The sequence below is a fragment of the Ruegeria sp. C11 genome, assembly GCF_056537725.1.
The window spans coordinates 190,232-215,600 of the sequence record NZ_JBQFSB010000006.1; the positions used below are offsets into that span (position 1 = coordinate 190,232).

Consider the following 25,369-nt stretch of genomic DNA (forward strand, 5'->3'; position numbering starts at 1 on the left):
CCCTCCGCCGCCCTGCGCCATGTAACGGGCGTGGATTTGAGGGACTTGCCATGAAAATCGCCTTTCAAATGGACCCGATCGGGGCTGTGGACATCAACGCGGACAGCTCGTTCCGCCTGGCAGAAGAAGCGCAGGCGCGCGGGCACACACTGTTTTTCTACGGGCCGGACCAACTGGCCTATCAGGAAGGTCGGATCACTGCGCGCGGTCAGGACATGACAGTGCAGCGTGTTCCCGGCGACCCGGCTGTTCTGGGTCCCGAGCGCGAAGTTGATCTGGCCGATTTCGACGTGGTGTGGCTGCGGCAGGACCCGCCGTTTGACATGCACTACATCACCTCCACCCATCTGCTCGACCGTCTTCAGGGGCAGACACTGGTGGTGAACGATCCGTTCTGGGTGCGTAACTATCCCGAAAAACTGCTGGTGCTGGATTTCCCCGACCTGACACCGCCGACAACCATCGCGCGGGATTTGCAGACCATAAAGCAGTTCAAGGAGAAACACGGCGATATCATCCTGAAGCCGCTTTACGGAAACGGGGGCGCTGGGGTGTTCCGGCTGGATGCCAACGATCGGAACCTGACCTCGCTGCATGAACTTTTTACCGGTTTTTCGCGCGAACCGTTGATCGTTCAGAAATTCCTGCCCGATGTCCGCAACGGCGACAAGCGCGTCATCCTGGTGGACGGAGAGCCGGTCGGCGCGATCAACCGGGTTCCTGCCGAAGGTGAAACGCGCTCGAACATGCATGTTGGGGGTCGCCCGGAAAAAATTGGCCTGTCGGAACGCGATCTGGAGATTTGCGCCGCAATCGGTCCGCTGCTGAAAGAGAAGGGGCAGATTTTCGTCGGGATCGACGTCATCGGCGACTATCTGACCGAAATCAACGTGACCTCGCCTACCGGCATTCAGGAGCTGGAGCGGTTCAATGGCATCAACGTTGCCGAAAAGATCTGGCAGGCGATCGAAGCCAAAGTCTAAGCTATTGCCAAGGCGCTGATGCGAAAACTCAGCGCCTCGGCAACGTGTGGGCGGCGCACATCCGACGCCCCGTCCAGATCGGCGATGGTGCGGGCCACACGCATGATGCGGTGATACGCACGGGCGGACAGGCCGAACCGGTCCGCCGCTTTCAGAAGCAGATGTTTACCTTCTTCGTCCGGGGTCGCAATCTCCTCAAGCGCCTTGCCTTCGGCATCCGCGTTTTGCCGGATTGCCGGATTGTCCCCGAACCGCATTTCCTGAATGTCCCGCGCTTTCTGAACGCGGCGCGCGACGGTTTCCGAGCTGTCGCCCGATGCAGGAAGGTCCAGATCGGTGAATTCTACAGGTGGCACTTCCAGACGCAGATCGAAACGGTCCATCAACGGGCCTGATATCCGGCCAAGATAGTCCTCTCCACAGGCGGGCGCGCGTGAACAGGCACGATGGGGATCGGTCAGGTACCCGCATTTGCACGGGTTGGCAGCGGCGATCAGCATGAAGCGGCAGGGGTATTTCACATGTGCGTTCGCCCTTGCCACCATGACCTCGCCGGTTTCAATCGGTTGCCTGAGTGTTTCAAGAACGGTTCTTGGAAACTCGGGGAATTCATCCATGAACAGCACGCCATTATGGGCCAGCGAAATCTCTCCGGGTTTTGCCCCTTTTCCGCCACCGACAATCGCCGCCATCGACGCCGTGTGATGCGGTTCGCGAAACGGGCGGGTCCGGCTGATGCCTCCTTCGTCCAGCAATCCGCACAGCGACTGGATCATCGATGTTTCCAAAGCCTCCACCGGGGTCAGCGGCGGCAGAATGCCGGGGATGCGTGCAGCCAGCATGGATTTACCCGACCCGGGTGTGCCGATCATGATCAGATGGTGCCGCCCCGCTGCCGCGATTTCGAGTGCTCGTTTGGCCCTTTCCTGCCCTTTTACATCGCGCAGGTCGCGCGGGCAGGGTGTCAGGTCGACTTCACCGGGTTGGGCGACGGCCAGTGGTGACTGGCCAGAGAAATGCCGGACGACATCCCCCAGCGATCCGGCGCCTATGACCTGTGTGGCATCGACCCAGGCCGCCTCGGCGCTGGAGGCCTGTGGGCATAAAAGAATGCGCGAGTCGGTGGCCGCCGTCATCGCGGCGGGTAACGCCCCGACAACCGGCATCAGTGAGCCATCTAGCGACAATTCCCCCAACGCCACAGCACTTTCGGCCGCATCAAAAGGGATGATTTCCAACGCAGCCAAAAGCGCCATTGCGATGGGCAGATCGAAATGGCTGCCCTCTTTTGGCAGATCGGCGGGCGACAGATTGATGGTGATGCGTTTCGAAGGCAGCGCGATCGCCATTGAGCTCAGTGCGCTGCGAATCCGGTCACGCGCTTCTGAGACGGCCTTGTCCGGCAGGCCGACAATGGAAAATGCGGGCAGGCCAGGCGATACCGCGCACTGAACCTCGACTGGGCGGGCGTCGACCCCCTGAAATGCGACTGTATGGGCGCGGGCGACCATGATTCCCCTGCTTATGGTTAACAGGTGATTGCTGCCATGGTTGCGGTTTAAGAAGCGTTAACGCGGAACTCCGCTCTTAGGCAGGTACAGTGTCAGGCCATGGCCGCACGGCGGCATCTACCGGATAGGGGAACGGATCATAGGTGATCTTCAGTGCCTCTTCCCGCCACTGTACCACCGCCGGATCAGCCAGCAGGGCACGGCAATAGTCCAGAGCGTCGGATGAGACCGGCAATCCATATCCGACAATTCTGGCGGCCACCGGAGTGTAAAACACATCCGCCAGCGAGTAGCGCCCGAACAACGGACCCTTTTGTGCCTTAGAGACGGACCGGGCGTGCCGCCATAGGGTTTCGATGCGCTCAAGATCCGATCGGGTTTCGGGTGATGGCGAATACCCCGTGTAGCAGTGCAGCAGTTGCATCGGGCATTCTGCCCGCAACGCGGAAAACCCGCCGACCATTTCTGCGCACAACCACCGCGCCGTTGCCCGGGCTGACGGATCTTCCGGCCACATCCCGGCATCCGGATGCCTCTCGGCCAGCGTTTCGGCCATGGCAAGGCTTTCGCCGACAACCGTTCCATCCGGCAGGCGCAGGGCGGGTACAAGCCGAGCTGGGGCAAGCGCTTCCATATCCCGGGCCATGGTGCCGGAATATAATCCAACCATATGAGTGCGGTACGGGATGCCGAATTTCTCGAGCATCAGCCATCCCCGCAGGGACCAACTTGAAAACAGGCGGTCGCCGATAAACAGATCGTAAGTCATGGGGCAAGGATGAGTGCTGTTGCACGGACGGTAAAACGGTATTTTGTGGGCACCGGCATCACGGGCGATGATTGATCCTGCCCACAGACCAGCCATTGTCGGATTTTGTCAGGTCGGTGACCGACAGATTGTCGATCCGGTGTGAAAATGCCTGATACGCATCCAGTTTCAACGCCCGCTGCACCTGCGTCAGGATGACTCCGAAATGGGCGACGATGATCAGGTCTTTGCCGGTGTGATCATCAATCAGAGCGTCAATCGCCGCATCAACCCGTGTGCAAACCTCGTTCCAGCTTTCGCCATCTGGTGGTCTGACCTCGCCCGGTGATTCCCAGTATGCCCGCGCAAGTTCGGGGTCTTCGGCCTCGATGTCGTTGAAGGTCCGCATCTCCCACGTTCCGAAATGGATTTCCCGCAGATCACGATTATGCGGCAACCGCAGACGGTTTCCCAGAATTGCGGTGGCGGTATCGACCGCGCGGCAAAGGTCAGAGGACACGACAGTAGCACTGTTCGGCAGATAAGATTGCAAGCGTGCAATAGCGGCATGGTCGCTCAGGTCGGCAGGCAGATCGGACCACCCAACCATGGTTTTGGCATGCGTGGGGCCATGTCGGACCATGTGCAAACGGGTCACGGCAATTGCCCCTTCAGAACCAGTGGCAATCCGGCAGTCACCTGCACAACCAGATCGGCCTGCGCCGCCAGCGCAATGTTCAGCCGTCCCTGAGCCTCGCGGAACTTGCGGGCAAGGGCGTTGTCCGGAACGATGCCCTGTCCGACCTCGTTCGAAACGATAACGACCTGCGCCCGGCACGTGGCCAGTGCGTCAAGCAAATCCGCCTGCGCCTGTTTCAGATCGCTGTCTTCCATAAGGTGATTATTAAGCCACATGGTCACGCAGTCGATCAGGCAAATCTGTTTCTCGTCCAACTTCGACAATACCGGTCGAAGGTCCAAAGGGGCCTCGATTGTCGTCCAATTGGGTCCGCGTTGTGCAATATGCTGCACAATTTTTAATCGCATCTCATCATCAAACACTTGTGATGTAGCGACATAAATCTGATCTTTCCCATGTGAAACAACAAGTTGCTCCGCAAAAGCGGACTTTCCCGACGCTGCCCCACCAAGAATTAACATTAAATCGGGATGCACTTTTATTACCTTTCTAGTGATCCACCCGGTTTCGACCTGCGTATCGACCACAGACGCGCATGGCAAGACCGGTAGGTACGCCTGTAGTATGGGGGAGAACGGCATGGCACTGGACAACCCGCGAGACCTGTCAATATCGCGGCAAGCGATGAAGGCAGAACTGCTTGACGCGGAAACCGAACTGCGTCTGGCCTATGCGTGGAGAGACCAGCGCGACGAGCAGGCCCTGCACCGCCTGATAAACGCGTACATGCGTCTCGCCATTTCCATGGCGGCAAAGTTCAAACGCTATGGTGCACCTATGAACGACCTGATTCAGGAGGCCGGGTTGGGCCTGATGAAGGCTGCTGATAAATTCGACCCCGACCGGGGCGTACGTTTTTCGACCTATGCGGTCTGGTGGATCAAGGCCAGCATTCAGGACTATGTCATGCGCAATTGGTCGATGGTGCGCACAGGATCGACATCTTCGCAAAAATCCCTCTTTTTCAACATGCGGCGTGTACAGGCCAGGCTTGAGCGCGAGGCGGCGACAGATGGCGTGGATCTGGACAAGCACCAGCTTCATCAGATGATCGCGGCGGAAATCGGTGTGCCCCTGCGCGATGTCGAGATGATGGAAGGGCGGCTTTCGGGATCGGACTTTTCGCTCAACGCAGTGCAGTCCACCGAAGAGGACGGGCGCGAGTGGATAGACATACTGGAAGACGAAAGAGAGCAGGCGGCGGAATTCGTCCAGCACCGTCACGACACGAAGCAATTGCGCGAGTGGCTGCTGTTGGCAATGCAGGCGCTGAACGAACGCGAACGTTTTATTGTGCGCGAACGCAAGCTGCGCGAACCGGCGCGGACGCTGGAAAGTCTTGGGCAGGAGTTGAATCTGTCGAAAGAGCGCGTGCGCCAGCTTGAGGCGGCAGCCTTTACCAAGATGCGGAAGAACCTTGAAGCTCAATCGCGCGAGGTGCAACAGTTCTTCGCATGAGACATCTTGCGATTCTGGTTTGCACCATCCTGAGTTTTTCTGCTGCTCCGGCCATGCCGGTCCTCGCATCAGAACTGATACCTGACGATGTTCTTCAGGAAATGAAAGCGGCAGATGTCGTGATTCTGGGCGAGACCCATGACAATCCCCAGCATCATCTGGTTCAGGAAGAGGCGGTCGAGGCCATCTCTCCCACCGCTGTTGTTTGGGAAATGGTGACCGAAGAGGGCGCGGAACGGCTGAACCAGAAGGCGGTTTCAGACCCCGAGGAACTGGCGCGGATTTTAAGATGGGCCGAATTGGGATGGCCGCCGCTTTCGATGTATCTGCCGGTATTCAAAGCGTCGCAGGCGCCGGTCTATGGCGCCATGGTCCCGCGCGAGGCTGCCAAGGCCGCGATGGAACGCGGTGCGGCCACCGCGCTTGGTGCAGATGCCGCGCGCTTTGGGTTGAATATCCCGTTGCCGTCCGAAGATCAGGCCGCGCGCGAAGCGGATCAGCAGGCGGCACATTGCAATGCGCTGCCGCCCGAAACGCTTCCGAATTTCGTGGCCATTCAAAGGTTGCGGGACGCGGTTCTTGCCCGCGCTGTTCTGCGCGCGGTCGAGGAAACTGGCGGGCCGGTTGCCGTCATCACCGGAAACGGTCATGCCCGCAAGGACCGTGGCATCCCCACCTTTCTGTCTCGTCTGCAACCGGGCCTGAAGGTTTTTGTCCTCGGTCAGTCCGAAGATGGCGTGGTCGAGGGTGAATTCGATGCCGTAATCGACAGCCCTGCCGCCAAACGGGAAAACCCCTGCAAAGCGTTCGAAGCACAGGACTGACAGGTCCGGAATATCCGCTGGAAGAATTTGGCACCGTTGCCTAATGTCGGAACCGAGCGGATTTAGGAAAGGCTGGGCATGCTTACGTCCAAACGTATTCTGCTGATCATCGGCGGCGGTATTGCGGCCTACAAGTCGCTGGATCTGATCCGGCGGCTGAAAGAGAGGGGCGCCTCGGTCACCCCGGTTCTGACCCGCGCGGCAGAAGAGTTCGTGACGCCCCTGTCCGTTTCCGCGCTGGCAGGCGAAAAGGTGTATCGTGATCTTTTTGATCTGACAGACGAGGCAGAGATGGGGCACATTCAGCTGTCCCGGTCTGCCGATCTGATCGTCGCGGCGCCCGCCACAGCGGATTTGATGGGCAAGATGGCAGGTGGTCTTGCCGGTGATCTGGCCTCGACGCTGTTAATGGCAACCGATACGCCGGTTCTTCTGGCGCCCGCCATGAACGTCCGCATGTGGGAACATCCCGCGACACGGCGCAATCACCGGCAGCTTATGGCGGACGGAATTCGGTTTGTCGGTCCAAACGAAGGTGACATGGCTTGTGGTGAATATGGCCCGGGGCGCATGTCGGAACCGCTGGAGATCGTTGCGGCGATCGAAGCGGCCCTGGCGGAAGGGCCGCTAACGGGCAAACGTATTCTGGTCACGTCTGGCCCCACGCACGAGCCGATCGACCCTGTGCGCTATATCGCGAACCGGTCTTCGGGTGCGCAGGGCACCGCAGTTGCACGGGCGCTGGCCGCGCTGGGCGCCGACGTGATCTTTGTGACCGGTCCCGCCGATGTGGCGCCGCCCGATGGGGTCGAGGTGGTCCGCGTCGAGTCCGCACAACAGATGTCTGACGCCGTGGATGCGTGTCTGCCGGTTGATGCCGGGGTGTTTGCCGCGGCGGTGGCAGACTGGCGGGTGGCAAGCGCCTCTGACCGGAAGCTGAAGAAAAGCCGCGACGGATTGCCGGTTCTGGAATTTGCGGAAAACCCGGACATCCTGAAGCGTATTTCACAATTGGACAAAGGCCGTCCCGCGCTGGTGGTTGGCTTTGCGGCCGAAACGGACAATGTCATCGAACATGCAACGGCAAAGCGGGCGCGCAAGGGCTGTGACTGGATCGTAGCCAACGATGTCAGCCCCGCGACCGGGATCATGGGCGGGTCCGAGAATGCCGTCGTTCTGATTTCCGGTGACGGGCATGAGGAATGGCCGAGAATGGGCAAGGATGCGGTGGCCAAACAGCTGGCGCAAAGGATCGCGACCGCACTGGTCGGATAGCGGGTTTATGCCCGGCAGTGAGTTTTGGAAAAGATAGAACAAGGGGCGCTGGAATGGTTGCTATCCGCGTGATCCGTGAAGAAGGGACCGACCCGGATGTCGCCCTTCCCTCGTATGAAACTTCAGGCGCGGCTGGCGCCGATGTCCGGGCCAGCTTTCCGGACCGGATGCCCGTCGTGCTTGATCCGGGGCAACGTATTCTCGTGCCGACCGGCTTACGGATAGAAATCCCGGCGGGTTACGAGGTTCAGGTGCGCCCCCGATCCGGACTGGCTCTGAAGCATGGAATCACCCTGCCGAACACGCCTGGCACCATCGACAGCGACTATCGCGGCCCGCTTGGTGTGATCGTCCTGAATGCTGGGCACGAGCCGTTCGAGATCGCCCATGGTGAACGTATCGCCCAGCTTGTGGTGGCCCCGGTAGTGCAGGCCGCCTTCGAACTTGTCGATGGTCTGGGCGATACCGCGCGGGGGCAGGGCGGTTTCGGCTCGACCGGGCGCGGCTGATGTTGGCGGTTCTTGTCGTTGCTGCCGCGATTTGGGGGCTGGGATACATTGCAGGCGTGCCCAGACCGGCGCGGGCAACCGCGGTTGCGTTCCTGTTGGCCGGGGTGGTCCTTGCGCAGCTGATATTGCCCGACGGGCACCCGCTGCGCGAAGCGACCGGCGGATCGGCGGCGATCTGGCTGATCCTGGGTGGTTTTGCGCTGCTGGCTCTGCTTTATAGCAGGCTGCTGAAGGCGCTGCGCAACCGGGCGGCATCTTCCCCGATCAAGGAGCCCGCTATGCAGTCGGATAAATTCAGCGATACGGAGCTGGAGCGGTATGCCAGACATATCGTGTTGCGCGAACTTGGCGGCCCCGGTCAGAAGCGGCTGAAGGCGGCGCAGGTTCTAGTGATCGGCGCAGGCGGTCTGGGCGCGCCGGTCCTGCAATATCTGGCCGCTGCCGGTGTGGGAACCATCGGTGTGATTGACGATGATGTAGTTGAAAATGCAAATCTTCAGCGTCAGGTGATTCACCGGGATGCCGATATCGGAATGCCCAAGGTATTTTCAGCGCAGCAGGCCATGGTGGCGCAGAACCCGAACGTGATCGTTCGTCCCTATCACCGCCGCCTGAGCGATGACATCGCTGCGGAATTGTTTGGCGATTATGATCTGATCTTGGACGGCACCGACAACTTCGAAACCCGCTATCTGGCTAACAAAACAGCCGTCGCGCTTGGCAAGCCGCTGATTTCCGGCGCTTTGTCCCAATGGGAAGGGCAACTGAGTGTCTTTCATCCCGCAGGCGGCAGCCCGTGCTATCAGTGCATTTTCCCCGAAGCCCCAGCTGCCGGGCTGTCTCCGTCCTGCGCCGAGGCGGGGGTGATTGCACCGCTTCCCGGCGTTGTCGGATCAATGATGGCGGTTGAGGCGATCAAGCTCATCACCGGGGCCGGGCAGCCGCTTTTGGGCGAGATGCTGATATATGATGCGCTTTATGGCGAAAGCCGCAAGATTTCACTTTCCAACCGCGCCGATTGCCCGGTCTGCGGTCAGGTCAAAGGCTAGACGGTACCGCCGCGCGCCCTAGCGCGCGGCCACGCCCAACCCCGCCAGGACGCATCTTTGATGCGACCACGGGGGCGGGAGCACCCGCTTTACCCGAGCGCCCGGTCGAGATCGGCAATCAGGTCTTCGGCATCCTCCAGCCCGACCGACAGCCGGAAAATCCCGTCGCCTGCATAGGCGCGATAATCCTCTCTTTGCGCGCCTTGCAACTGAAAGGACGTGTCCATCAGGCCCTCGGTTCCCATCCAGAAAATCAGACTGCGGTGATGGCCCAGCGACACCGCATAGTGAATGACCTGCAACCGCTCGATCATCTGCTGCGCTATGCGTTCTCCAGTTGCGGCATCACCGACCTGAAACGAGATCATGCCTGATGTATTCGACATCTGCCGCGCCGCTAGTTCCGCCTGCGGGTGTGATGCCAGCCCGGGATAGATCACCTGCGTCACGCGCGGATCGGCCTCCAGCCATTCCGCCACGGCCTGCGCCCCGGATTGGTGCGCTTTCATCCGCAGGGGTAAGGTGGCTGCGCCGCGCGCGATAAGCCACGCGTTGAACGGGGACAGAACACCGCCGTGATGAATTCCGGCCTCGGCCCGCATTTTCGCGATCAGTTCCACCGGTCCCGCCACCGCTCCGCCCACCGCGTCGCCATGCCCGCCGATATATTTGGTGGTCGAATGCATGGTCAGATCCACACCCAGCGCCACGGTGTCCATTCCGATCGGAGAGGCAAAAGTTGCATCGCAACTCAACAGCGCGCTGGCCTGCCGCGCGAGTTCGGAAATCGCGGTCAGGTCGGTCAGGCGCCCGATCGGGTTCACGGGCGTTTCCGTGTGGATCAGGCGCGTATTGGGACGAAGCGCAGCGGCAACCGCGTTCAGGTCTGACATGTTGACTGCGGTGACCTCGATCCCCATGCGCGGCAGCGTTTCCCGGGCCAGTTCGGCAACACCGGCATATGAGACATCCGAAATGATCAGATGATCCCCGGCGGACAGAAAGGTGAAAAAGATCGCCGCCGCCGCCGCCATGCCCGATGCGGTGGCAAGACAGGCTTCGGTGCCCTGCAGGGCCGCGATCTTTGTTTCTAGCCCAGTCACCGTCGGGTTGGCCCAGCGGGAATATACATAAGGGCTGTCCGGGGTCAGATCATGCGCGGAGAACCCGGCCACGTCTTCGGAAATATATGTCGAACTCATGTGGATCGGCGGGGCCGACGCATTGGTCGAAGGATCCGGCGGGTCGCCTGCATGGATTGCGGTTGTCATGATCCCGGCGGGGCGATTGGGCTTGCTCATATCCTGTCTCCTCATTTCCGCCGAGCCTGCTTGCCGCAAGGGGCAGATGCAAGCCGTACAGCGACAGAAATTGTCGGTTCACCCTCTTGGGCTCTGGACCATTTCCCAATGCCTTCCTAGCTTGACGGGCAAAGGAGAACCCCATGACCAACCCGATCCTGTCCAACTGGGATACCCCGTTTGAACTCGCACCGTTTGCCGAAATTTCGGATGAAGATTTTGCGCCCGCGCTGGATCAGGCGCTGAAGGCGCATAACGTTCAGATCGACGCGATTGCTCAAACCGATGAACCTCCGACTTTCGCCAACACGATCGAAGCGCTGGAAGCTGCGGGTGAAGAGCTGGATAAGGTCCTGTCCGTGTTCTTCACGGTTGCCGGGGCGGACAGCAATCCCCGGCGCGAGGAATTGCAGCGCGATTTCTCGCCCAAGCTGGCTGCACATTTCGCGGCGATTTCGTCCAACAAGGCGTTGTTTCATCGGGTGGCAGATCTTTGGAACCGGCGAGAGGACCTTGGCCTGACGGCCGAGCAGGACCGGGTTTTGATGCTGACTCACCGGAGTTTCGTGCGCTCTGGTGCGGCGTTGCAGGGGGCAGACGATGAGCGCATGAAGCAGATCATGTCCCGGTTGGCGTCTCTGGGCACGTCCTTCACCCAGAACCTGCTGGCGGATGAACGCGATTGGTTCATGGAGCTGACCGAGGATGATCTGGATGGTTTGCCGGACTTCGTTATCAATTCCGCCCGCGCTGCCGGGCAGGAAAAAGGTGCTGACGGGCCGGTCATAACCCTGTCCCGATCGCTGATTGTGCCGTTCCTGCAATTTTCGCCCCGCCGTGATCTGCGTGAGGTGGCGTATCGCGCCTGGGTGGCGCGCGGGGCGAATGGCGGTGAGACGGACAATCGCGACATCGCGGCCGAAACCCTGTCGCTTCGCGAGGAACGGGCCAAACTGCTGGGTTATGAAAACTTTGCCGGGTTCAAGCTTGAAACGGAAATGGCCCGAACACCGGACAAGGTGCGCGCGCTTCTGATGCAGGTCTGGCAGCCCGCGAAACAGCGTGCCGAGGCGGATGCCGAAGTTCTGACGCAGATGATGCAGGCCGACGGCGTCAACGGCCCTCTGGAGGCTTGGGACTGGCGGTACTACGCGGAAAAGCGGCGCAAGGCTGAACATGACCTGGATGAGGCAGCACTAAAGCCATACCTGCAACTGGACCGCATGATCGAGGCAGCTTTTGCCTGCGCCAACCGTTTGTTCGGGCTGGAGTTTGCGCCACTGGATGTGCCGCTTTATCATCCGGATTGCCGGGCATGGGAAGTAACCCGGAACGGGCAGCACATAGCGGTTTTCATAGGCGACTACTTTGCCCGTGGTTCCAAACGATCAGGCGCGTGGTGCAGCGCGATGCGCAGTCAGGCCAGGTTCCCGAAGGTGCAGGCGCCTGTTGTCATCAACGTCTGTAATTTTGCCAAGGGAAATCCTGCGCTGCTGTCCTATGACGATGCGCGCACGCTGTTTCATGAGTTCGGCCATGCGCTGCATCAGATGCTGTCCAATGTCACGTATGAGAGCATCTCGGGCACAAGTGTGGCCCGAGATTTCGTGGAACTCCCCAGCCAGCTTTATGAGCACTGGCTGGAGGTTCCCGAGGTTTTGGGTGAGTTTGCAACCCATGTAGATACGGGCCAGCCAATGCCGCAGGATATGTTGCAGAAGGTTCTGAAAGCAGCAAATTTCGATCAGGGGTTCCAGACGGTCGAATATGTGGCCTCTGCTCTGGTCGATCTGGCCTTTCACGACGGTCCGGCCCCAGCTGACCCGATGGCAAAACAGGCCGAGGTTCTGGCCGAAATTGAAATGCCTCACGCCATTGGAATGCGGCATGCGACCCCGCATTTTGCTCATGTGTTCGCAGGCGACGGCTATAGTTCCGGTTACTATAGCTACATGTGGTCCGAGGTCATGGATGCCGATGCGTTTGCCGCCTTTGAAGAGGCGGGCGGTGCATTCGATGCCGAACAGGCGCGGGCGCTGGAGAAGAATATTCTTTCAACCGGCGGATCGAAGGAGGCAGAGGATCTGTACCTTGCCTTCAGGGGGCGGTTGCCCGGTGTCGAGGCATTGCTGAAGGGGCGCGGGCTGATTGCGGCCTGAAGGGTTTGCGCCTGCGGCGCAAGCCTCCGGCAGGGATTTTTTTGGCAAAGGAAGGGGCGCACGCGCCCTTTCCGGCATGTGGTCAATAGCCCAGATTCCGGTCTACCAGATGCAGAAGGGGGGCGCCTGCCTCGTGCCTGCCGATGTTCTCGCAGATTACCTGCGCGGCGGTGGCGGGGCGCGTTTCCGACGCGATATGCGGCGTGATGGTCACGTTTGGATGTGCCCAGTAGGGGTGGTCGTGCGGCAAGGGTTCTATGCGGAAGACGTCAAGCGTAGCATGGCCGATCTGGCCGTCATTCAGCGCTGACAATAGCGCGTCGTCATCTATCAGGGGGCCGCGCCCCGGGTTGATGATCGTTGCGCCCCGCGGCAGCCAGTACAGGGTTTCCGCGTTCAGAGTATTTTCGGTAGAAGACGTGTTGGGCAAAAGCAAAACGGCGATCTCAGCCTGGCCCAACGCCTGGCGCAGACCATCCGGACCGTGCAAGCACTCGACGCCGGGGATGTTTTTGGGCGTTCGGCTCCAGCCACTGACGCGGAAGTTCAGGGCAGACAGGGCCCGGGCCGATGCTTCGCCCAACGCGCCGAGACCAAGCACGCAGACGGTGCGGTCCGTTGCAAGCGGGGGAACGTCCTGACGCCATTCGCCGTTCAGCCCGTGGATATGGGCATCCATGCCCAGGTGATGGCGCAGGACATGGCCCACGACCCATTCGGTCATTCCCTGCATCAAGCCGTGATCAACCATCCGCGTGAGTGGAACGGTCAGGGTTTCGTTATCGGCAATGCTCTCGACCCCGGCCCACAGGCTCAGCACCGCCTTGAGGCGCGTGAAGGGCCTGAAGTCGCTAAGCCCGCCATTTGGCGCGTAGACCACATAGTCGACGTCTTCGGGTGGGAATTCAGTTCCCAGCGTGAAATCCAGACCGGCATCGGTCAGGCCACGCGTCAGCAGAGGCTGATAGACCGGCCAAAGGGCAGGGCGCGCGGAAAACAGGATATTGATGGGCATTGGCCTGACCTTTTCATCAGCGTGGGCGATGGACGTTTGCGCTTTGTACGATGCCGAAGGCGGCCATGAGAACCAGCATGGCCGACCCGCCATAGCTGACCATGGGCAGCGGGACGCCCACAACCGGGGCAAGCCCCATGACCATCGACATGTTCACGGCAAAGAACAGGAAGAAATTCAAAGATATGCCGAGTGTCACCAGCGATGAAAACCTGTCCTTTGCGGCCAGTGCGGTGAACAGGCAGAAAATCAGGATCAGAGCATAAAGGACAAGCAGCGAAATACCCCCGACAAAACCGAACTCTTCGGCAAGGGTGGTGAAAATGAAGTCTGTGTGCTTTTCCGGCAGAAAGTTCAGGCGGGACTGGGTTCCCTGCATGAACCCACGCCCGTTCCATCCGCCCGATCCCAGCGCGATCTTGGACTGCGTTATGTGATAGCCCGCACCCAGCGGATCGGTCGATGGATCGAGGAAGGTGTCGATACGCCGGAACTGATAGTCCTTGAGCAATTGCCAGTCGGTGCCGCGGCTTTTGAAGACGGCGGTGATCAGCCCGCCCACAGCAGCTATGACTGCCGCAAAATAGGCCCAGTGCACGCCCGCAAGAAACATGAGGCCACCCCCTGCGGCAAGCAGCAGAATGGATGTGCCAAGGTCCGGTTGGCGCAATACCAGCAGCGTGGGAAGGATGATCAGACAAACGGGGATCAACACCCAGAGCGGACGCGAGGTCTTATGTTCGGGAAGCCAGTCGTAATAGGCCGCAAGCAGCATCACCAGCGTCACCTTCATCAGCTCAGATGGCTGCAGACGCATAAAACCCAGATCGATCCAGCGCTGGGCCCCCATCCCGACGGTGCCGACAAGATCAACAAGGACAAGCAGACCGATGGAAACCAGATAGGCCAGAACAGACATGTTCCGCCAGAACCAGATCGGTACCATGGCAACGATGAACATCGCGGCCAGCCCCATGCCGAACCGCTCAATCTGGGGCTCAGCCCAGGGTGTCCATGATCCTCCGGCGACCGAATAGAGCATCAGAAAACCGGCACTTGCCACACTGATCAGCAACAGCGTAAGCGGCCAGTTCATGTACAGAATCTTGCGGAACCCCGACGGCGTGGATTTGACGGCGTATTCAAGATAACTCATGCGCGGTCCTTTTCGTCAGGACGCGCTTTGGGGCGCCGGTCGCCTTCCAGCTTCTTTTGCTGTTCCTTGATGCGTTCACGGTCGCCCGCCGGATAAGCCTCAAGCGGGGGCGTTCCGCCATAAAGGGCTTGCAGCATCACATCCCGCGCCACCGGAGCCGCAGCCTTGGATCCGCCTCCGCCATGTTCGACCACGACCGATATTGCGTATTTTGGTTTGTCGAACGGCGCAAAGCAGACAAACAGGGCGTGGTCACGACGCTCCCACGGCAGGTCTTCGTTGCGGATCACACCGGCGGCGCGCTCGGCGGCGGTGATGTTGCGGACCTGGCTGGTGCCGGTCTTACCCGCCATGCGGAATTCATCGGCGATGATCCGGCTGCGATACGCGGTGCCGCGACGGTCGTTCGACACGGCATACATCGCCTGTTGTACCTGCTGAAGGTTGTAGGGGTTGATGTCCAGCGGCTCACCCGCACCCGAAGGCTGTTCGATACCATTGACCGATCGCACCAATCGGGGTGTCACCGCGCGGCCCGTGGCAATGCGGGCGCTCATCACTGCCAGTTGCAGCGGAGATGCCAGCATAAAGCCCTGCCCGATGGAGGCGTTAGCAGTGTCGCCCACCAGCCAGTCCTGACCGTGAACACGCGATTTCCATTCCTGATTTGGTGCCAGCCCCTCGGCCACAGCGGACATCGGGATGTCATGTCGGATACCCAGCCCGAATTTTCGAGCCATCTCGGAAATCTTGTCGATACCCACACGCAACGCGACGTCGTAGTAATACACGTCGCAACTGCGCTTGAGAGAGGTCAGGAGATCGACCATGCCATGGCCGCCCCGCTTCCAGCAGTGGAAACGCCGGCTGCCGACCTTGAGGTGACCGGGGCAGTAAACGGTATTGCCGGGGCTGACCACTCCGGCCTCCAGCGCGGCCAATGCGGTGATCATCTTGAAGGTTGAGCCGGGTGGATAGGTACCCTGCACCGTCTTATTGGCCAGAGGGCGGTACTTATCCTGCGTCAGCGTGCTGTAGTCGGCGACTGAAATACCGCGCACGAACAGATTGGGATCAAAACTCGGCGACGAGCTGATGGCGCGGATGTCTCCGGTTTCGCAGTCCATCACCACGACGGCAGCACTTTCGCCGTTCAGACGGGCCTGCGCATATTGCTGAAGATCGGCATCGACCGACAGCTGCAAATCCGCACCGGGCTGACCTTCGCGCCGGTCCAGTTCCCGCATGACCCGACCGGTCGCATTGACCTCGACCCTTTTGGCGCCTGTCTTTCCGCGCAGATTGTCTTCTTGTTTCGCCTCCAGCCCGACCTTGCCGATCTGGAACCGAGGGATACGCAGAACCGGTTCGGGGTCGGTCATCTGACTCAGGTCGTAGTCGCTGACCGGGCCCACATATCCGACGACATGGGCAAAATCCTCGTAGCGCGGGTATTGGCGGGTCTGACCAACCTCGGGTGTAATGCCGGGCAGCGCCGGGGCATTGATGGCCACTTTCGAGATATCTTCCCACGTCACCTGATCGGCCAGCGTCACCGGCAGAAAGGGGGCCGAGCGGCGCATCTCGGTTCGGGCGCGCTCGATTTCGTCTTCGTTTAGCGGGATGAGGCGGGACAGGTTGGCGATCACCTGATCTACGTCCCCGGCATCCTCGCGGACGATAATGATGCGGTAGGATGGGGAGTTCTGGCCGATGATCTGACCATTGCGGTCAAAAATTCGCCCGCGTGTTGGCGGGATAAGGCGTATGTTGACCCGGTTTTCTTCGGCCAGCAGGCGGTACTGATCCGCCTGATCGACCTGCATGTACCGCATCCGCATGGCCAGCGCGCCAATAAACCCGGCCTGAACGCTCCCAAGAACCAGCGCCCGGCGCGAGAAGCGCTTGTAAACCCGGCCTGCTTCTTTGGGATTCCGTTTCATGCCCGACCTCCCAGTGCCTCGGAAGCGGATGCCGACAGTCTGCGCACTCCAAGAACGTTCTGAGTGATCAGGATCGCAATCGGATAGACGGCGATCGTCATCGCAAGCTGCACAACTGTTGGCCAAAGGGCGGCTTGTTCAACCGACAACAGTGCAAGGATTACGCGGTTTGCAGCGAATATGGCCACAAGCACAACGCTGACAGAGCTCCACTCCGCCGCGAAACCCCCGTCACGCATACCGGGCGCGGCGGATCGCAAGTAAGCCGATCCCCCGACCACCAGCGCGGCCATTAGGCCGGGCGGTCGTTGCAGCAGAAGATCGGCCATTAGCATGACCGCTGCGATACTGAGTGTTGGCACGTAATCGGGACGGCGCAACACCCAGGCCATCGTCAGGGCGATTAGCAAATCGGGAAACGGCCATCGATCCGGCTGCGTATCAAGCGGCAGCAGATGAAAAAACAGGACCAGCATAGCCAGACAGACGTATAGTCCGCGCATAAACCAGAGATGCGTTTGATGTTTATCCATCTGCGGCATCCTCTGACGTCAGAGTGGCCTCGGGACGAACCGGTCCAACGATCCCGCCCGGATCCCGGATCGGTTCGGCGGAATGGTAACGCAGCACGCGCAAGAACTCCAACCGTTCGAAATCAGCCGAAAGGCGAACGCGCAGTCGGCCCCCAGGGTCCATCGCGACCTGACCGATCAGCAGCCCGGCAGGAAAAACGCCACCGTCGCCCGACGTAATTACCCGGTCGCCAGGACGAACGAGTTCGCGGCTTTCCAGAAATTCGATGGCGGGCGAGGGCGTGTTATCCCCGGTGACAAGTGACGTCTGGCCGGACGGCTGAATGGTCGCGGGTATCGCGCTTGAGGCATCGGTCAGAAGGATCACGCGCGAAGTGTCCGGGCCAACACCGGAAATTCGACCCACCAGCCCGATACCGTCCATTGCGGCCCAGCCATCGACGATGCCGTCGCGGCTGCCGACATTCAGCACAACCGATTGTCGGAACGGCGAGCCGCTGTCGGCCATCACCACGCCGGTCACATAGGTCAGGCGTGGATCGAGGCGCACATTGTTCAGATCCAGAAGCCGCGCGTTTTCCTGTTCCAGCTGCAACGCCGCTTCTTTCCAGGCCCGCATCTGCCGCAATTCGCTGCGCAATTCGCGGTTCTGTTCGCTCAGACGCTGGTAGCTTTGGAAATCCCTGACCAGATTTACACCTGCCGTGACCGGAACCATGGCCCATTCCATCGACGGCACCACCTTGTCGACGACCTGAGCGCGAAAACGTTCGACCCGCGGGCTGTCGATCCGCCAGACAAGGAAAATCCCGACAAGGCACAGCAGGACAATCCCCAGAAGCAACCGGCGCAGGGGGGCGGTATAGTCCTCGCGCTGTGAACGGTCCTTTGCCACAGGACTCCTTCCGGTGCTGCTCGCGCCGTGATTTGGACCCTCTGTTCAGAGGGTGCGCGCCTCAGCTTTCGTAGTCAATCGCGTGGCGCAGTTGTTTTTCGTATTCCAGCGCTTTTCCGGTGCCAAGCGCCACACAATTCAGACTTTCGTCCGCAATTGAGACGGCCAGACCGGTTTGCTCGCGCAGCGCAAGGTCCAGATCGCCCAGCAAAGCGCCGCCGCCGGTCAGCATTACGCCCCGGTCCACGATATCTGCTGCCAGATCGGGCGGGGTGGTTTCCAGCGCAGTCATCACGGCCTCGCAAATCTGCTGGACGGGTTCGGACAGCGCCTCGGCAACCTGCGCTTGGCTGATCTCGATTTCTTTGGGCACGCCGTTCAACAGGTCGCGGCCGCGAATATGCATGGATTGCCCGCGTCCGTCATCAGGCATCCGGGCGGTACCGATGGTGGTCTTGATCCGCTCGGCGGTGGATTCACCGACCAGCAGGTTCTGCTGACGGCGCAGGTACGAGATGATGGCCTCATCCATCCGGTCGCCACCCACACGGACCGAGCGCGCATAAACAATATCGCCCAACGACAGAACGGCAACTTCGGTTGTACCGCCACCGATATCGACAACCATGTTGCCGGTCGGATCGGTGATTGGCATGCCCGCACCAATGGCTGCAGCGATGGGTTCCGCAATAAGGCCTGCACGGCGCGCACCAGCTGATAGAACCGACTGACGAATGGCCCGTTTTTCAACCGGAGTGGCCCCATGGGGAACGCAGACAATGATCTTGGGTTTCGAAAAGGTCGAGCGTTTGTGCACCTTGCGGATGAAATGCTTGATCATCTCTTCGGCGGTATCGAAGTCCGCGATCACACCTTCGCGCATCGGGCGAATTGCTTCGATTGAACCGGGCGTCCGGCCCAGCATCAGCTTAGCGTCCTCACCTACGGCCAGAACCTTTTTCACGCCGTCCTTGACGTGATAGGCCACAACTGACGGTTCCGACAGGATCACTCCGCGCCCTTTGACATAAACCAGCGTGTTTGCCGTACCAAGGTCAATTGCCATGTCCGCTGTGAACAGGCCGCCCAGATTGCCAAAGATGCCCATGTTTTTCCTGATCCCGTTAGTCAGAATTTCTACTGCCCGCGACTCGACGGTTCCGGGACGCATGTCTTATAGGGTGCCATCTCGCCCGGTAAAAGGGCTGATTCCGCGTAAATCAGCGCTATTCCGCCTCATTTGCAAGGACATTAGAAGGCAACATGCTCTCTTATCAACACATTTACCACGCAGGTAATCTGGCCGATGTACAAAAGCACGCGTTGCTAGCTTGGATATTGGCCTATCTGACGCAAAAGGAAAAGCCGCTGAGCTACGTTGAAACGCATGCGGGCCGCGGGCTGTACCAACTGGACGCCGCCGAGGCACGCAAGACGGGTGAGGCGGCGGCGGGCATCGAACGGGCGCAGCGCGAAACGTGGTTCGGCCCGGAACATCCTCTGTCACGTGCGTTGAGTACGGTACAGGACCGGCACGGCGCAGCGGCCTACCCCGGATCGCCACTAATTGCCGCCAGTCTTTTGCGCGCGCAGGACAGCCTGCATTTTGCCGAACTTCACCCGCAGGAACATGCGGCCCTCGCCGGAGTCATGGCTGCGCACAAGGCCAAAGTTTATCGCCGGGATGGCTATGAGCTTGCGCAGTCGTTGCTGCCCCCCACGCCACGGCGCGGATTGATGTTGATTGATCCCAGCTATGAGGTGAAATCGGAATATGACCGGTTGCCTGGCCTGATCGCAAAGATGCACCGCAAATGGAATGTCGGGGTGATTGCCCTGTGGTACCCGATCCTGGCGGACGGGCGTCAAAAGACCATGGTCGCGGCGCTGAAACAGCAAGACCTGCCCGGGGCCGTCTGCCACGAGGTCCGTTTCCCCGCAGTGCGCGACGGGCATCGGATGGTGGGATCCGGCATGTTCGTGATCAACGCACCATTTGGTTTTTCCGAAGAGGCAGCTGCACTGGACCGCCTGTTCGAACGGCTAGATACTGCTTGACGCGATTTGCGCAGGGTCACTGGGCAACGCACGCACGCTATGGGCGAACATTCAAAAATTCTTGTTTGACAGGGCCGCGCGGCGCTAGAATTGCAGAAAGGGGGGGCCATGGAGCGCCGACTTGCTGCCATTCTTGCTGCCGACATGGTGGGTTACAGCCGGTTGATGGAAGCCGATGAGCAGGGCACACTGGCCCGCCTCCGGGCCCATCGGATCGAACTGATCGACCCCGCGATCCAGAAAAACCGCGGAACCGTTATCAAAACCACAGGGGATGGAATGCTGGTCGAGTTTTCCAGCGCCTGCGATGCGGTTGCCTGCGCCGTCGAAGTCCAGAGCAGGATGTCACGCAGAAACACGGACGTGCCCGGGGAACAGCGCATTCAGTTCCGCATTGGTGTCAATCTGGGCGATATAATTTTCGAGGATGGCGATATCTTTGGCGGCGGCGTGAACGTCGCGGCCCGGTTAGAGCAATCGGCAGAGGCCGGTGAAGTGCTGATCTCGGGTGCTGTGCACGAACAGGTTTCGGGGCGGATGGACCTGCAGTTTCAGGATCTTGGCGATCTCAGCCTCAAGAATCTGTCGCAGCCGGTGCATACCTATCGCATCGAACTGGACAGGCCTGCCGATCAGGACCTGACCGCGCCGCAGGAAGAGGCAACAAGGGTCGTCAAACCCTCGATCGCGGTGCTGCCTTTGGAAAACATGAGCGGCGATCCCGAGCAGGAGTTTTTTGTCGATGGCCTGACCGAGGACCTCCTGACGGAACTCAGCCGCAGGCACGAGTTGTTCGTGATCTCGCGCAATTCCAGTTTTGTTTATAAGGGGCAGGCAGTAAACGTCCGCGACGTGGCAGAAAAGCTGGGCGCGCAGTATATTGTCGAGGGAAGCGTCAGAAAGGCGGGCAACCGGTTGCGGGTGACCGTGCAATTGATCGACAGCCAGACCGATGCGCATATCTGGGCCGAAAAATACGATCGCGACCTCGACGACATCTTCGCCATTCAGGACGAGGTGACAGCGGCGGTCGTGGCAACTCTGCCCGGGCGTATCGAGGCGTCGCAACAAGAGGGGCTGGCCCGCAAGAAGCCGTCGAGCTTTGCCGCCTATGAATGCGTTCTGGCGGCCAAGGTACTGCACCACCGCAGCACCCGCGAAGATAATATCGAGGCGACCAGACTGATCGATCGCGCCATCGAACTGGACCCCGACTATGCCCATGCCCACGCCTGGAGCGGCTGCATTCGCGGTCAGGCTTGGGGATACGGGTGGTGTGACGATCGTGACGAAATGCTGGCGCTGTGCGAGGCTGCGATCCTCAAGGCGGCTTCGCTGGACGACAACGACGCCGATGTTCACCGGCTGATGGCGGCGGTCGAGATTCTGCGCAACAATCTGGACCGCGCCCGCTATCATCAGGACAAGGCGCTGTCGCTGAATCCTAACTACGACCTTGTCGTCGTGCAGATGGGAGAGTTGCTGACCTGGTCAGGAAGCCCCGACGAAGGGGCTGAGTGGATACTCAAGGCGATGCGGCTGAACCCCCATTACCCAGCCCGATTCTGGAGCCATCTGGGCAGAGCCCGGTTCTGTGGCCGCCATTACGAACAGGCAATCGACGATTTCTCGCATCTGCCCGCTTTGGACATCACGCAGAACGCCTTTGTCGCCGCATGTCACGGTTGGCTGGGGAATGAGGCCGGAGCCAGGCGGCACGCTGAGGCGATCCGTTCAGCCGATCCCGGGTTCAAGCTGGATGATCTGGCCGCCACCCTGCACTATGGCCGCGATGAGGATCTTCGGCATTTTCTGGACGGGGCAAAAAAGGCCGGACTGGCGTAATACGCAATCCGGCCTTGATGTTTCAGGACATTCGACAGGCCGCTCAGCCCGTCATGTCAGATCCTTATAGCTGATCTCGCGCGCATCCGCGCCCGGACCTGTTTTTTCACGCCGCACGATAAGGCGGTTGAGTGCGTGGATATAGGCTTTGGCGGATGCCACAACGGTATCGGTATTGGCCGACTGACCGGTTGCGATCATGCCGTCTTCTTCCAGCCGGACTGACACAGTTGCCTGTGCGTCGGTTCCTTCGGTCACCGCGTGCACCTGATAAAGCTGCAGATGCGCCGTGTTGGGATGGATGATGCGAATTGCCCGGAATGTGGCGTCCACAGGACCATCGCCATGCTCGGTGGCGGTGACATCCTGTCCGTTCACCTCCATCTCGACCGTTGCTTCGGCCTGACCGCCGGTACCGCAGGTCACTTTCATCGAAACAAGCTGCAGGCGGTCATCGCCATCATCGTCGTCCAGCGTCATCAACGCGATGATGTCGTCGTCGAACACCTCTTTCTTGCGATCCGCCAGATCCTTGAACCGCACGAAGATATCCTTGAGCTGGTTATCGCCCACCTCATAGCCAAGGGTGTTCAGCTTGTCGCGCAACGCCGCGCGGCCGGAATGCTTGCCCAATGGCAGGGAGGTGCCGGACAGGCCCACATCCTCGGGGCGCATGATCTCGAAATTGTCTCGGTTCTTGAGCATCCCGTCCTGATGGATGCCGCTTTCATGAGCAAAGGCGTTCTTACCAACGATGGCTTTGTTGAACTGCACGTTGAAACCCGACACGGTGGCCACCCGCCGCGAGATATGCATGATCTTGGTGGTGTCGATGCCGGTGTGGTACGGCATGATGTCGTTGCGTGTGCGCATCGCCATCACGACCTCTTCCAGCGCGGTGTTGCCCGCGCGTTCACCCAGACCGTTGATCGTGCATTCGATCTGGCGTGCGCCGCCGATCACAGCCGCCAGCGAGTTCGCCGTCGCCATGCCCAGATCGTTGTGGCAATGGGTTGCAAAGACAACCTCATCCGCGCCCGGAACAGTTTCGATCAGACGCTTGATCAAGTCAGCCGATTCCAGCGGCGCGGTGTAACCCACAGTATCCGGAATGTTGATCGTGGTTGCCCCCGCCTTGATGGCGATCTCGATCACGCGGCACAGGTAATCCCACTCGGTCCGGGTCGCATCCATCGGCGACCATTGCACGTTTTCACACAGGTTGCGCGCATGGCTGACGGTGGCGTGGATCTTTTCGGCCATCTCGTCCTTTGTCAGGTTCGGAATGGCGCGGTGCAGCGGCGAGGTACCGATAAAGGTGTGAATCCGGCTTTTCTCGGCGTGCTTTATCGCCTCCCAGCAGCGGTCGATATCGGTGATATTGGCGCGGGCCAGGCCGCATATGCGGCTGTTCTTCGAGCGCTCTGCGATTTCCGTCACAGCCTTGAAATCACCCTCAGAGGCGATGGGGAACCCGGCTTCGATGATATCGACGCCCATGTCGTCCAACAGCTCGGCGATTTCCAGCTTTTCAGTATGCGTCATCGTCGCGCCGGGGCTTTGTTCGCCGTCGCGCAAAGTGGTGTCAAAGATCAAGACGCGGTCTTGGTCGGTCACGTTGGTCATGTCGGTGTCTTTCTGTTCTGTCCTAAAGCCATTTGGCGCGCGGGCGTCCTCCTCTGAGCGGGCGCGCCGGATGGCACGCTCAGAGGCGGATTAGGATCAGTAGGCCACGCAGATCGGTACCGCGCAGGGCGGAACCGGAAAATGGGATATCGGCGTGGTTGATCATGGAATCGAGTTATACAGCGCCAATTCGGAATGAAAAGAACGAAAATACCGCAAACCGGCCCGTGGGCTTGTCTTTCTGAACGGATTTATCCGTCTGACGCTTCTGATCCGTCTTGAACCGGACCCGTTTCGGGCGCCTGAGTTCCGGAATTCGTATCTTTCTGTTCTGTCAGGGCGCCATTTTCCCAGACGCCGGTTTCTTCCTGACCATCGGAATAGCGCATTGTGCCTTCGCCCTGACGTTTTCCGTCCAGGAAATTCCCTTCATAGACATCGCCATTGGCATAGGTCGCAACGCCAAACCCGCTGATTTTGCCATCGGTCCACCCGCCGGCATACTTAAAGCCGTCGGCCATGATTATCTCACCCTGCCCATGACGCCGCCCCTGGTCGTATCCGCCGGTATAGACCGAGCCATCCGGGTATGTCGCTTTGCCCTGACCTTGCCTAGCGCCATCGACCCAGTCGCCGTCGTACCGGTACCCGTTCGTATATGTCATGACGCCCTTGCCGTGATTGCGGGCATTCCGGAATTGGCCCTTATACACAATACCGTCGGCATAAGCCGCGGTGCCGGTTCCTTCGATCACCCCAGCAACCCAGTCGCCGTCATAACTCGATCCATCGGGATAGGTGATCCGCCCTTTGCCATCCGCCAGATCGGCCTTGAAGTCACCGACGTATACGGACCCGTCGGGATAGGTGACCTCTCCTAGCCCTTCGATCTGGCCGCCGGACCAATTGCCGCTGTATTTATATCCATCCGTTCCGGTGAACGTACCGTCGCCGTGGCGCTGATCGTCCGAGAACTGGCCTTCGTAAACGTCGCCATTTGCGTAAGTGACCTTGCCGGTCCCTTCGCGCCGCCCGGCCACAAGCTGGCCTTCATACACATCCCCGTTTGCCTGCGTCAGGTGGCCGGAGCCGGTAATCTGCCCCTCTGCCCAGTCGCCGGTATAGATCATCCCGTCCGGCAATGTCAGGCTGCCCTGACCATGGCGCTGATCCGCCATAACGTCGCCTTCGTAGATTGCACCATCGGGATAGGTGATCTTGCCCTTGCCCTGTTTCAGTCCGTCGACCCAGTCGCCTTCATAGACATATCCGCCGGGGTCTTTCATCATCCCTTGGCCGTGATGCCGGGCGTTCTTGAAACCACCTTCGTAGCGTACACCATTTGCATACTCGGCCACGCCGGTGCCGTTGATCGCACCGTCCGACCAGTCTCCTTCATAGGTGCCGCCGTCGGCATAGATGATCTTGCCCTTGCCCTCGGGCTTGCCGTTGACGAAATCACCTTCGTAGACCGACCCGTTGGGATAGCGCGCCGTGCCCTTTCCGCGAATCTCTCCCTCGACCCATTCACCGGAATATTCAAAGCCGTTCGGCAGTTTATAGGTGCCGGTTCCGTGGCGCAGGCCTTTTTCAAAGGTACCCTCGTACACACCGCCAACCTCGTCGTCCTTGGTCACGATTTGCCCGTCCTGGGCAAGTGCACCACAGGCCATGGCTCCTGACATTGCGGTTGCCAGTGTCAAACGGATCATCTTCATGGTCTTTCCTGCCTGCCCGGTTATAAGCTGTTTCCCGATCGTTTGCGCAAAACTAAGGTACCT

22 protein-coding genes are annotated in these 25,369 nt (G+C 59.9%); 9 read left to right on the plus strand and 13 right to left on the minus strand.

Annotated features, from left to right (window positions below):
- Positions 1 to 50 precede the first annotated feature (50 nt).
- Positions 51 to 983: a glutathione synthase gene (gshB, locus tag ACR0NA_RS13110; RefSeq protein WP_480729442.1), complete on the plus strand. Its 933-nt coding sequence runs from the start codon at positions 51 to 53 to the stop codon at positions 981 to 983.
- On the opposite strand, the gene ACR0NA_RS13115 is transcribed toward gshB, so the two are convergent.
- The 4 genes from ACR0NA_RS13115 to cobU all read right to left on the minus strand — a co-directional run bounded on the left by ACR0NA_RS13115 (position 980) and on the right by cobU (position 4,403).
- Entirely contained in the window at positions 980 to 2,494 is a 1,515-nt protein-coding gene (locus ACR0NA_RS13115) for a YifB family Mg chelatase-like AAA ATPase (protein WP_480729443.1), read from the minus strand. The genes gshB and ACR0NA_RS13115 overlap by 4 nt on opposite strands.
- 76 nt (positions 2,495 to 2,570) lie before the next feature.
- Complete coding sequence (locus ACR0NA_RS13120; protein WP_480729444.1) at positions 2,571 to 3,263, minus strand: glutathione S-transferase; 693 nt, start codon at positions 3,261 to 3,263, stop codon at positions 2,571 to 2,573.
- A gap of 58 nt (positions 3,264 to 3,321) precedes the next feature.
- Positions 3,322 to 3,900, minus strand: a complete 579-nt coding sequence (locus ACR0NA_RS13125; protein WP_480729445.1) for a histidine phosphatase family protein — start codon at positions 3,898 to 3,900, stop codon at positions 3,322 to 3,324.
- Positions 3,897 to 4,403, minus strand: coding sequence for a bifunctional adenosylcobinamide kinase/adenosylcobinamide-phosphate guanylyltransferase (gene cobU / locus ACR0NA_RS13130; RefSeq protein ID WP_480729446.1), 507 nt, complete (start codon positions 4,401 to 4,403; stop codon positions 3,897 to 3,899). Before cobU ends, ACR0NA_RS13125 begins: the two co-directional genes overlap by 4 nt.
- Positions 4,404 to 4,521: 118 nt before the next feature.
- Between cobU and ACR0NA_RS13135 the strand changes: the two genes are divergently transcribed.
- The 5 genes from ACR0NA_RS13135 to ACR0NA_RS13155 all read left to right on the plus strand — a co-directional run bounded on the left by ACR0NA_RS13135 (position 4,522) and on the right by ACR0NA_RS13155 (position 9,057).
- A complete protein-coding gene (locus ACR0NA_RS13135) occupies positions 4,522 to 5,400 on the plus strand; it encodes an RNA polymerase factor sigma-32 (protein WP_480729447.1) in 879 nt (292 codons plus the stop codon).
- Entirely contained in the window at positions 5,397 to 6,224 is an 828-nt protein-coding gene (locus ACR0NA_RS13140) for a ChaN family lipoprotein (RefSeq protein ID WP_480729448.1), read from the plus strand. The genes ACR0NA_RS13135 and ACR0NA_RS13140 overlap by 4 nt, the downstream gene beginning before the upstream one ends.
- A gap of 78 nt (positions 6,225 to 6,302) precedes the next feature.
- Positions 6,303 to 7,499: a bifunctional phosphopantothenoylcysteine decarboxylase/phosphopantothenate--cysteine ligase CoaBC gene (gene coaBC, locus ACR0NA_RS13145; RefSeq protein ID WP_480729449.1), complete on the plus strand. Its 1,197-nt coding sequence runs from the start codon at positions 6,303 to 6,305 to the stop codon at positions 7,497 to 7,499.
- A 53-nt stretch (positions 7,500 to 7,552) separates the two neighbouring features.
- On the plus strand, positions 7,553 to 8,008 hold the full coding sequence (gene dut, locus ACR0NA_RS13150) for a dUTP diphosphatase (RefSeq protein WP_480729450.1): 456 nt from the start codon (positions 7,553 to 7,555) through the stop codon (positions 8,006 to 8,008).
- On the plus strand, positions 8,008 to 9,057 hold the full coding sequence (locus ACR0NA_RS13155) for a HesA/MoeB/ThiF family protein (RefSeq protein ID WP_480729451.1): 1,050 nt from the start codon (positions 8,008 to 8,010) through the stop codon (positions 9,055 to 9,057). Before dut ends, ACR0NA_RS13155 begins: the two co-directional genes overlap by 1 nt.
- Before the next feature lie 89 nt (positions 9,058 to 9,146).
- Here ACR0NA_RS13155 and ACR0NA_RS13160 read toward each other — a convergent pair whose 3' ends face one another.
- On the minus strand, positions 9,147 to 10,358 hold the full coding sequence (locus ACR0NA_RS13160) for a trans-sulfuration enzyme family protein (protein ID WP_480729452.1): 1,212 nt from the start codon (positions 10,356 to 10,358) through the stop codon (positions 9,147 to 9,149).
- A 143-nt stretch (positions 10,359 to 10,501) separates the two neighbouring features.
- Here ACR0NA_RS13160 and ACR0NA_RS13165 point away from each other — a divergent pair, with 143 nt between their 5' ends.
- A complete protein-coding gene (locus ACR0NA_RS13165) occupies positions 10,502 to 12,517 on the plus strand; it encodes a M3 family metallopeptidase (RefSeq protein ID WP_480729453.1) in 2,016 nt (671 codons plus the stop codon).
- A gap of 82 nt (positions 12,518 to 12,599) precedes the next feature.
- On the opposite strand, the gene ACR0NA_RS13170 is transcribed toward ACR0NA_RS13165, so the two are convergent.
- The 6 genes from ACR0NA_RS13170 to ACR0NA_RS13195 all read right to left on the minus strand — a co-directional run bounded on the left by ACR0NA_RS13170 (position 12,600) and on the right by ACR0NA_RS13195 (position 19,167).
- Complete coding sequence (locus ACR0NA_RS13170) at positions 12,600 to 13,532, minus strand: 2-hydroxyacid dehydrogenase (protein WP_480729454.1); 933 nt, start codon at positions 13,530 to 13,532, stop codon at positions 12,600 to 12,602.
- A gap of 16 nt (positions 13,533 to 13,548) precedes the next feature.
- Complete coding sequence (gene rodA, locus ACR0NA_RS13175) at positions 13,549 to 14,688, minus strand: rod shape-determining protein RodA (RefSeq protein WP_480729455.1); 1,140 nt, start codon at positions 14,686 to 14,688, stop codon at positions 13,549 to 13,551.
- Positions 14,685 to 16,631, minus strand: a complete 1,947-nt coding sequence (gene mrdA / locus ACR0NA_RS13180) for a penicillin-binding protein 2 (protein ID WP_480729456.1) — start codon at positions 16,629 to 16,631, stop codon at positions 14,685 to 14,687. Before mrdA ends, rodA begins: the two co-directional genes overlap by 4 nt.
- On the minus strand, positions 16,628 to 17,164 hold the full coding sequence (locus ACR0NA_RS13185; RefSeq protein WP_480729457.1) for a rod shape-determining protein MreD: 537 nt from the start codon (positions 17,162 to 17,164) through the stop codon (positions 16,628 to 16,630). The genes mrdA and ACR0NA_RS13185 overlap by 4 nt, the downstream gene beginning before the upstream one ends.
- The gene (gene mreC, locus ACR0NA_RS13190) at positions 17,157 to 18,059 is read right to left on the minus strand and encodes a rod shape-determining protein MreC (RefSeq protein WP_480451415.1); all 903 of its coding nucleotides are present in this window, start codon (positions 18,057 to 18,059) and stop codon (positions 17,157 to 17,159) included. The genes ACR0NA_RS13185 and mreC overlap by 8 nt, the downstream gene beginning before the upstream one ends.
- A 61-nt stretch (positions 18,060 to 18,120) precedes the next feature.
- Entirely contained in the window at positions 18,121 to 19,167 is a 1,047-nt protein-coding gene (locus ACR0NA_RS13195; RefSeq protein WP_039523195.1) for a rod shape-determining protein, read from the minus strand.
- 155 nt (positions 19,168 to 19,322) lie between these two features.
- On the opposite strand from ACR0NA_RS13195, the gene ACR0NA_RS13200 reads away from it, so the two are divergent.
- Both ACR0NA_RS13200 and ACR0NA_RS13205 read left to right on the plus strand, forming a co-directional pair.
- Entirely contained in the window at positions 19,323 to 20,117 is a 795-nt protein-coding gene (locus ACR0NA_RS13200; RefSeq protein ID WP_480729458.1) for a 23S rRNA (adenine(2030)-N(6))-methyltransferase RlmJ, read from the plus strand.
- A gap of 108 nt (positions 20,118 to 20,225) precedes the next feature.
- Positions 20,226 to 21,962 (plus strand): adenylate/guanylate cyclase domain-containing protein, encoded by a 1,737-nt coding sequence (locus tag ACR0NA_RS13205; RefSeq protein WP_480729459.1) that lies wholly within the window; start codon positions 20,226 to 20,228, stop codon positions 21,960 to 21,962.
- Positions 21,963 to 22,013: 51 nt separating this feature from the next.
- Here the strand turns inward: ACR0NA_RS13205 and ACR0NA_RS13210 are convergent, their stop codons facing one another.
- On the minus strand, positions 22,014 to 23,588 hold the full coding sequence (locus ACR0NA_RS13210) for a 2-isopropylmalate synthase (RefSeq protein ID WP_170654804.1): 1,575 nt from the start codon (positions 23,586 to 23,588) through the stop codon (positions 22,014 to 22,016).
- A 251-nt stretch (positions 23,589 to 23,839) separates the two neighbouring features.
- On the minus strand, positions 23,840 to 25,306 hold the full coding sequence (locus tag ACR0NA_RS13215; protein WP_480729460.1) for an MORN repeat-containing protein: 1,467 nt from the start codon (positions 25,304 to 25,306) through the stop codon (positions 23,840 to 23,842).
- Between the last annotated feature and the right edge of the window lie 63 nt (positions 25,307 to 25,369).

What these genes read in the sequence shown, in the direction of transcription:
- gshB (WP_480729442.1), top strand. Translation starts at nt 51, where the DNA reads ATGAAAATCGCCTTTCAAATGGACCCGATCGGGGCTGTGGACATCAAC.
- ACR0NA_RS13115 (WP_480729443.1), bottom strand. Translation starts at nt 2,494, where the DNA reads ATGGTCGCCCGCGCCCATACAGTCGCATTTCAGGGGGTCGACGCCCGC.
- ACR0NA_RS13120 (WP_480729444.1), bottom strand. Translation starts at nt 3,263, where the DNA reads ATGACTTACGATCTGTTTATCGGCGACCGCCTGTTTTCAAGTTGGTCC.
- cobU (WP_480729446.1), bottom strand. Translation starts at nt 4,403, where the DNA reads ATGTTAATTCTTGGTGGGGCAGCGTCGGGAAAGTCCGCTTTTGCGGAG.
- ACR0NA_RS13135 (WP_480729447.1), top strand. Translation starts at nt 4,522, where the DNA reads ATGGCACTGGACAACCCGCGAGACCTGTCAATATCGCGGCAAGCGATG.
- ACR0NA_RS13140 (WP_480729448.1), top strand. Translation starts at nt 5,397, where the DNA reads ATGAGACATCTTGCGATTCTGGTTTGCACCATCCTGAGTTTTTCTGCT.
- coaBC (WP_480729449.1), top strand. Translation starts at nt 6,303, where the DNA reads ATGCTTACGTCCAAACGTATTCTGCTGATCATCGGCGGCGGTATTGCG.
- dut (WP_480729450.1), top strand. Translation starts at nt 7,553, where the DNA reads ATGGTTGCTATCCGCGTGATCCGTGAAGAAGGGACCGACCCGGATGTC.
- ACR0NA_RS13155 (WP_480729451.1), top strand. Translation starts at nt 8,008, where the DNA reads ATGTTGGCGGTTCTTGTCGTTGCTGCCGCGATTTGGGGGCTGGGATAC.
- ACR0NA_RS13160 (WP_480729452.1), bottom strand. Translation starts at nt 10,358, where the DNA reads ATGAGCAAGCCCAATCGCCCCGCCGGGATCATGACAACCGCAATCCAT.
- ACR0NA_RS13165 (WP_480729453.1), top strand. Translation starts at nt 10,502, where the DNA reads ATGACCAACCCGATCCTGTCCAACTGGGATACCCCGTTTGAACTCGCA.
- ACR0NA_RS13170 (WP_480729454.1), bottom strand. Translation starts at nt 13,532, where the DNA reads ATGCCCATCAATATCCTGTTTTCCGCGCGCCCTGCCCTTTGGCCGGTC.
- rodA (WP_480729455.1), bottom strand. Translation starts at nt 14,688, where the DNA reads ATGAGTTATCTTGAATACGCCGTCAAATCCACGCCGTCGGGGTTCCGC.
- mrdA (WP_480729456.1), bottom strand. Translation starts at nt 16,631, where the DNA reads ATGAAACGGAATCCCAAAGAAGCAGGCCGGGTTTACAAGCGCTTCTCG.
- ACR0NA_RS13185 (WP_480729457.1), bottom strand. Translation starts at nt 17,164, where the DNA reads ATGGATAAACATCAAACGCATCTCTGGTTTATGCGCGGACTATACGTC.
- ACR0NA_RS13195 (WP_039523195.1), bottom strand. Translation starts at nt 19,167, where the DNA reads ATGGGCATCTTTGGCAATCTGGGCGGCCTGTTCACAGCGGACATGGCA.
- ACR0NA_RS13200 (WP_480729458.1), top strand. Translation starts at nt 19,323, where the DNA reads ATGCTCTCTTATCAACACATTTACCACGCAGGTAATCTGGCCGATGTA.
- ACR0NA_RS13205 (WP_480729459.1), top strand. Translation starts at nt 20,226, where the DNA reads ATGGAGCGCCGACTTGCTGCCATTCTTGCTGCCGACATGGTGGGTTAC.
- ACR0NA_RS13210 (WP_170654804.1), bottom strand. Translation starts at nt 23,588, where the DNA reads ATGACCAACGTGACCGACCAAGACCGCGTCTTGATCTTTGACACCACT.
- ACR0NA_RS13215 (WP_480729460.1), bottom strand. Translation starts at nt 25,306, where the DNA reads ATGAAGATGATCCGTTTGACACTGGCAACCGCAATGTCAGGAGCCATG.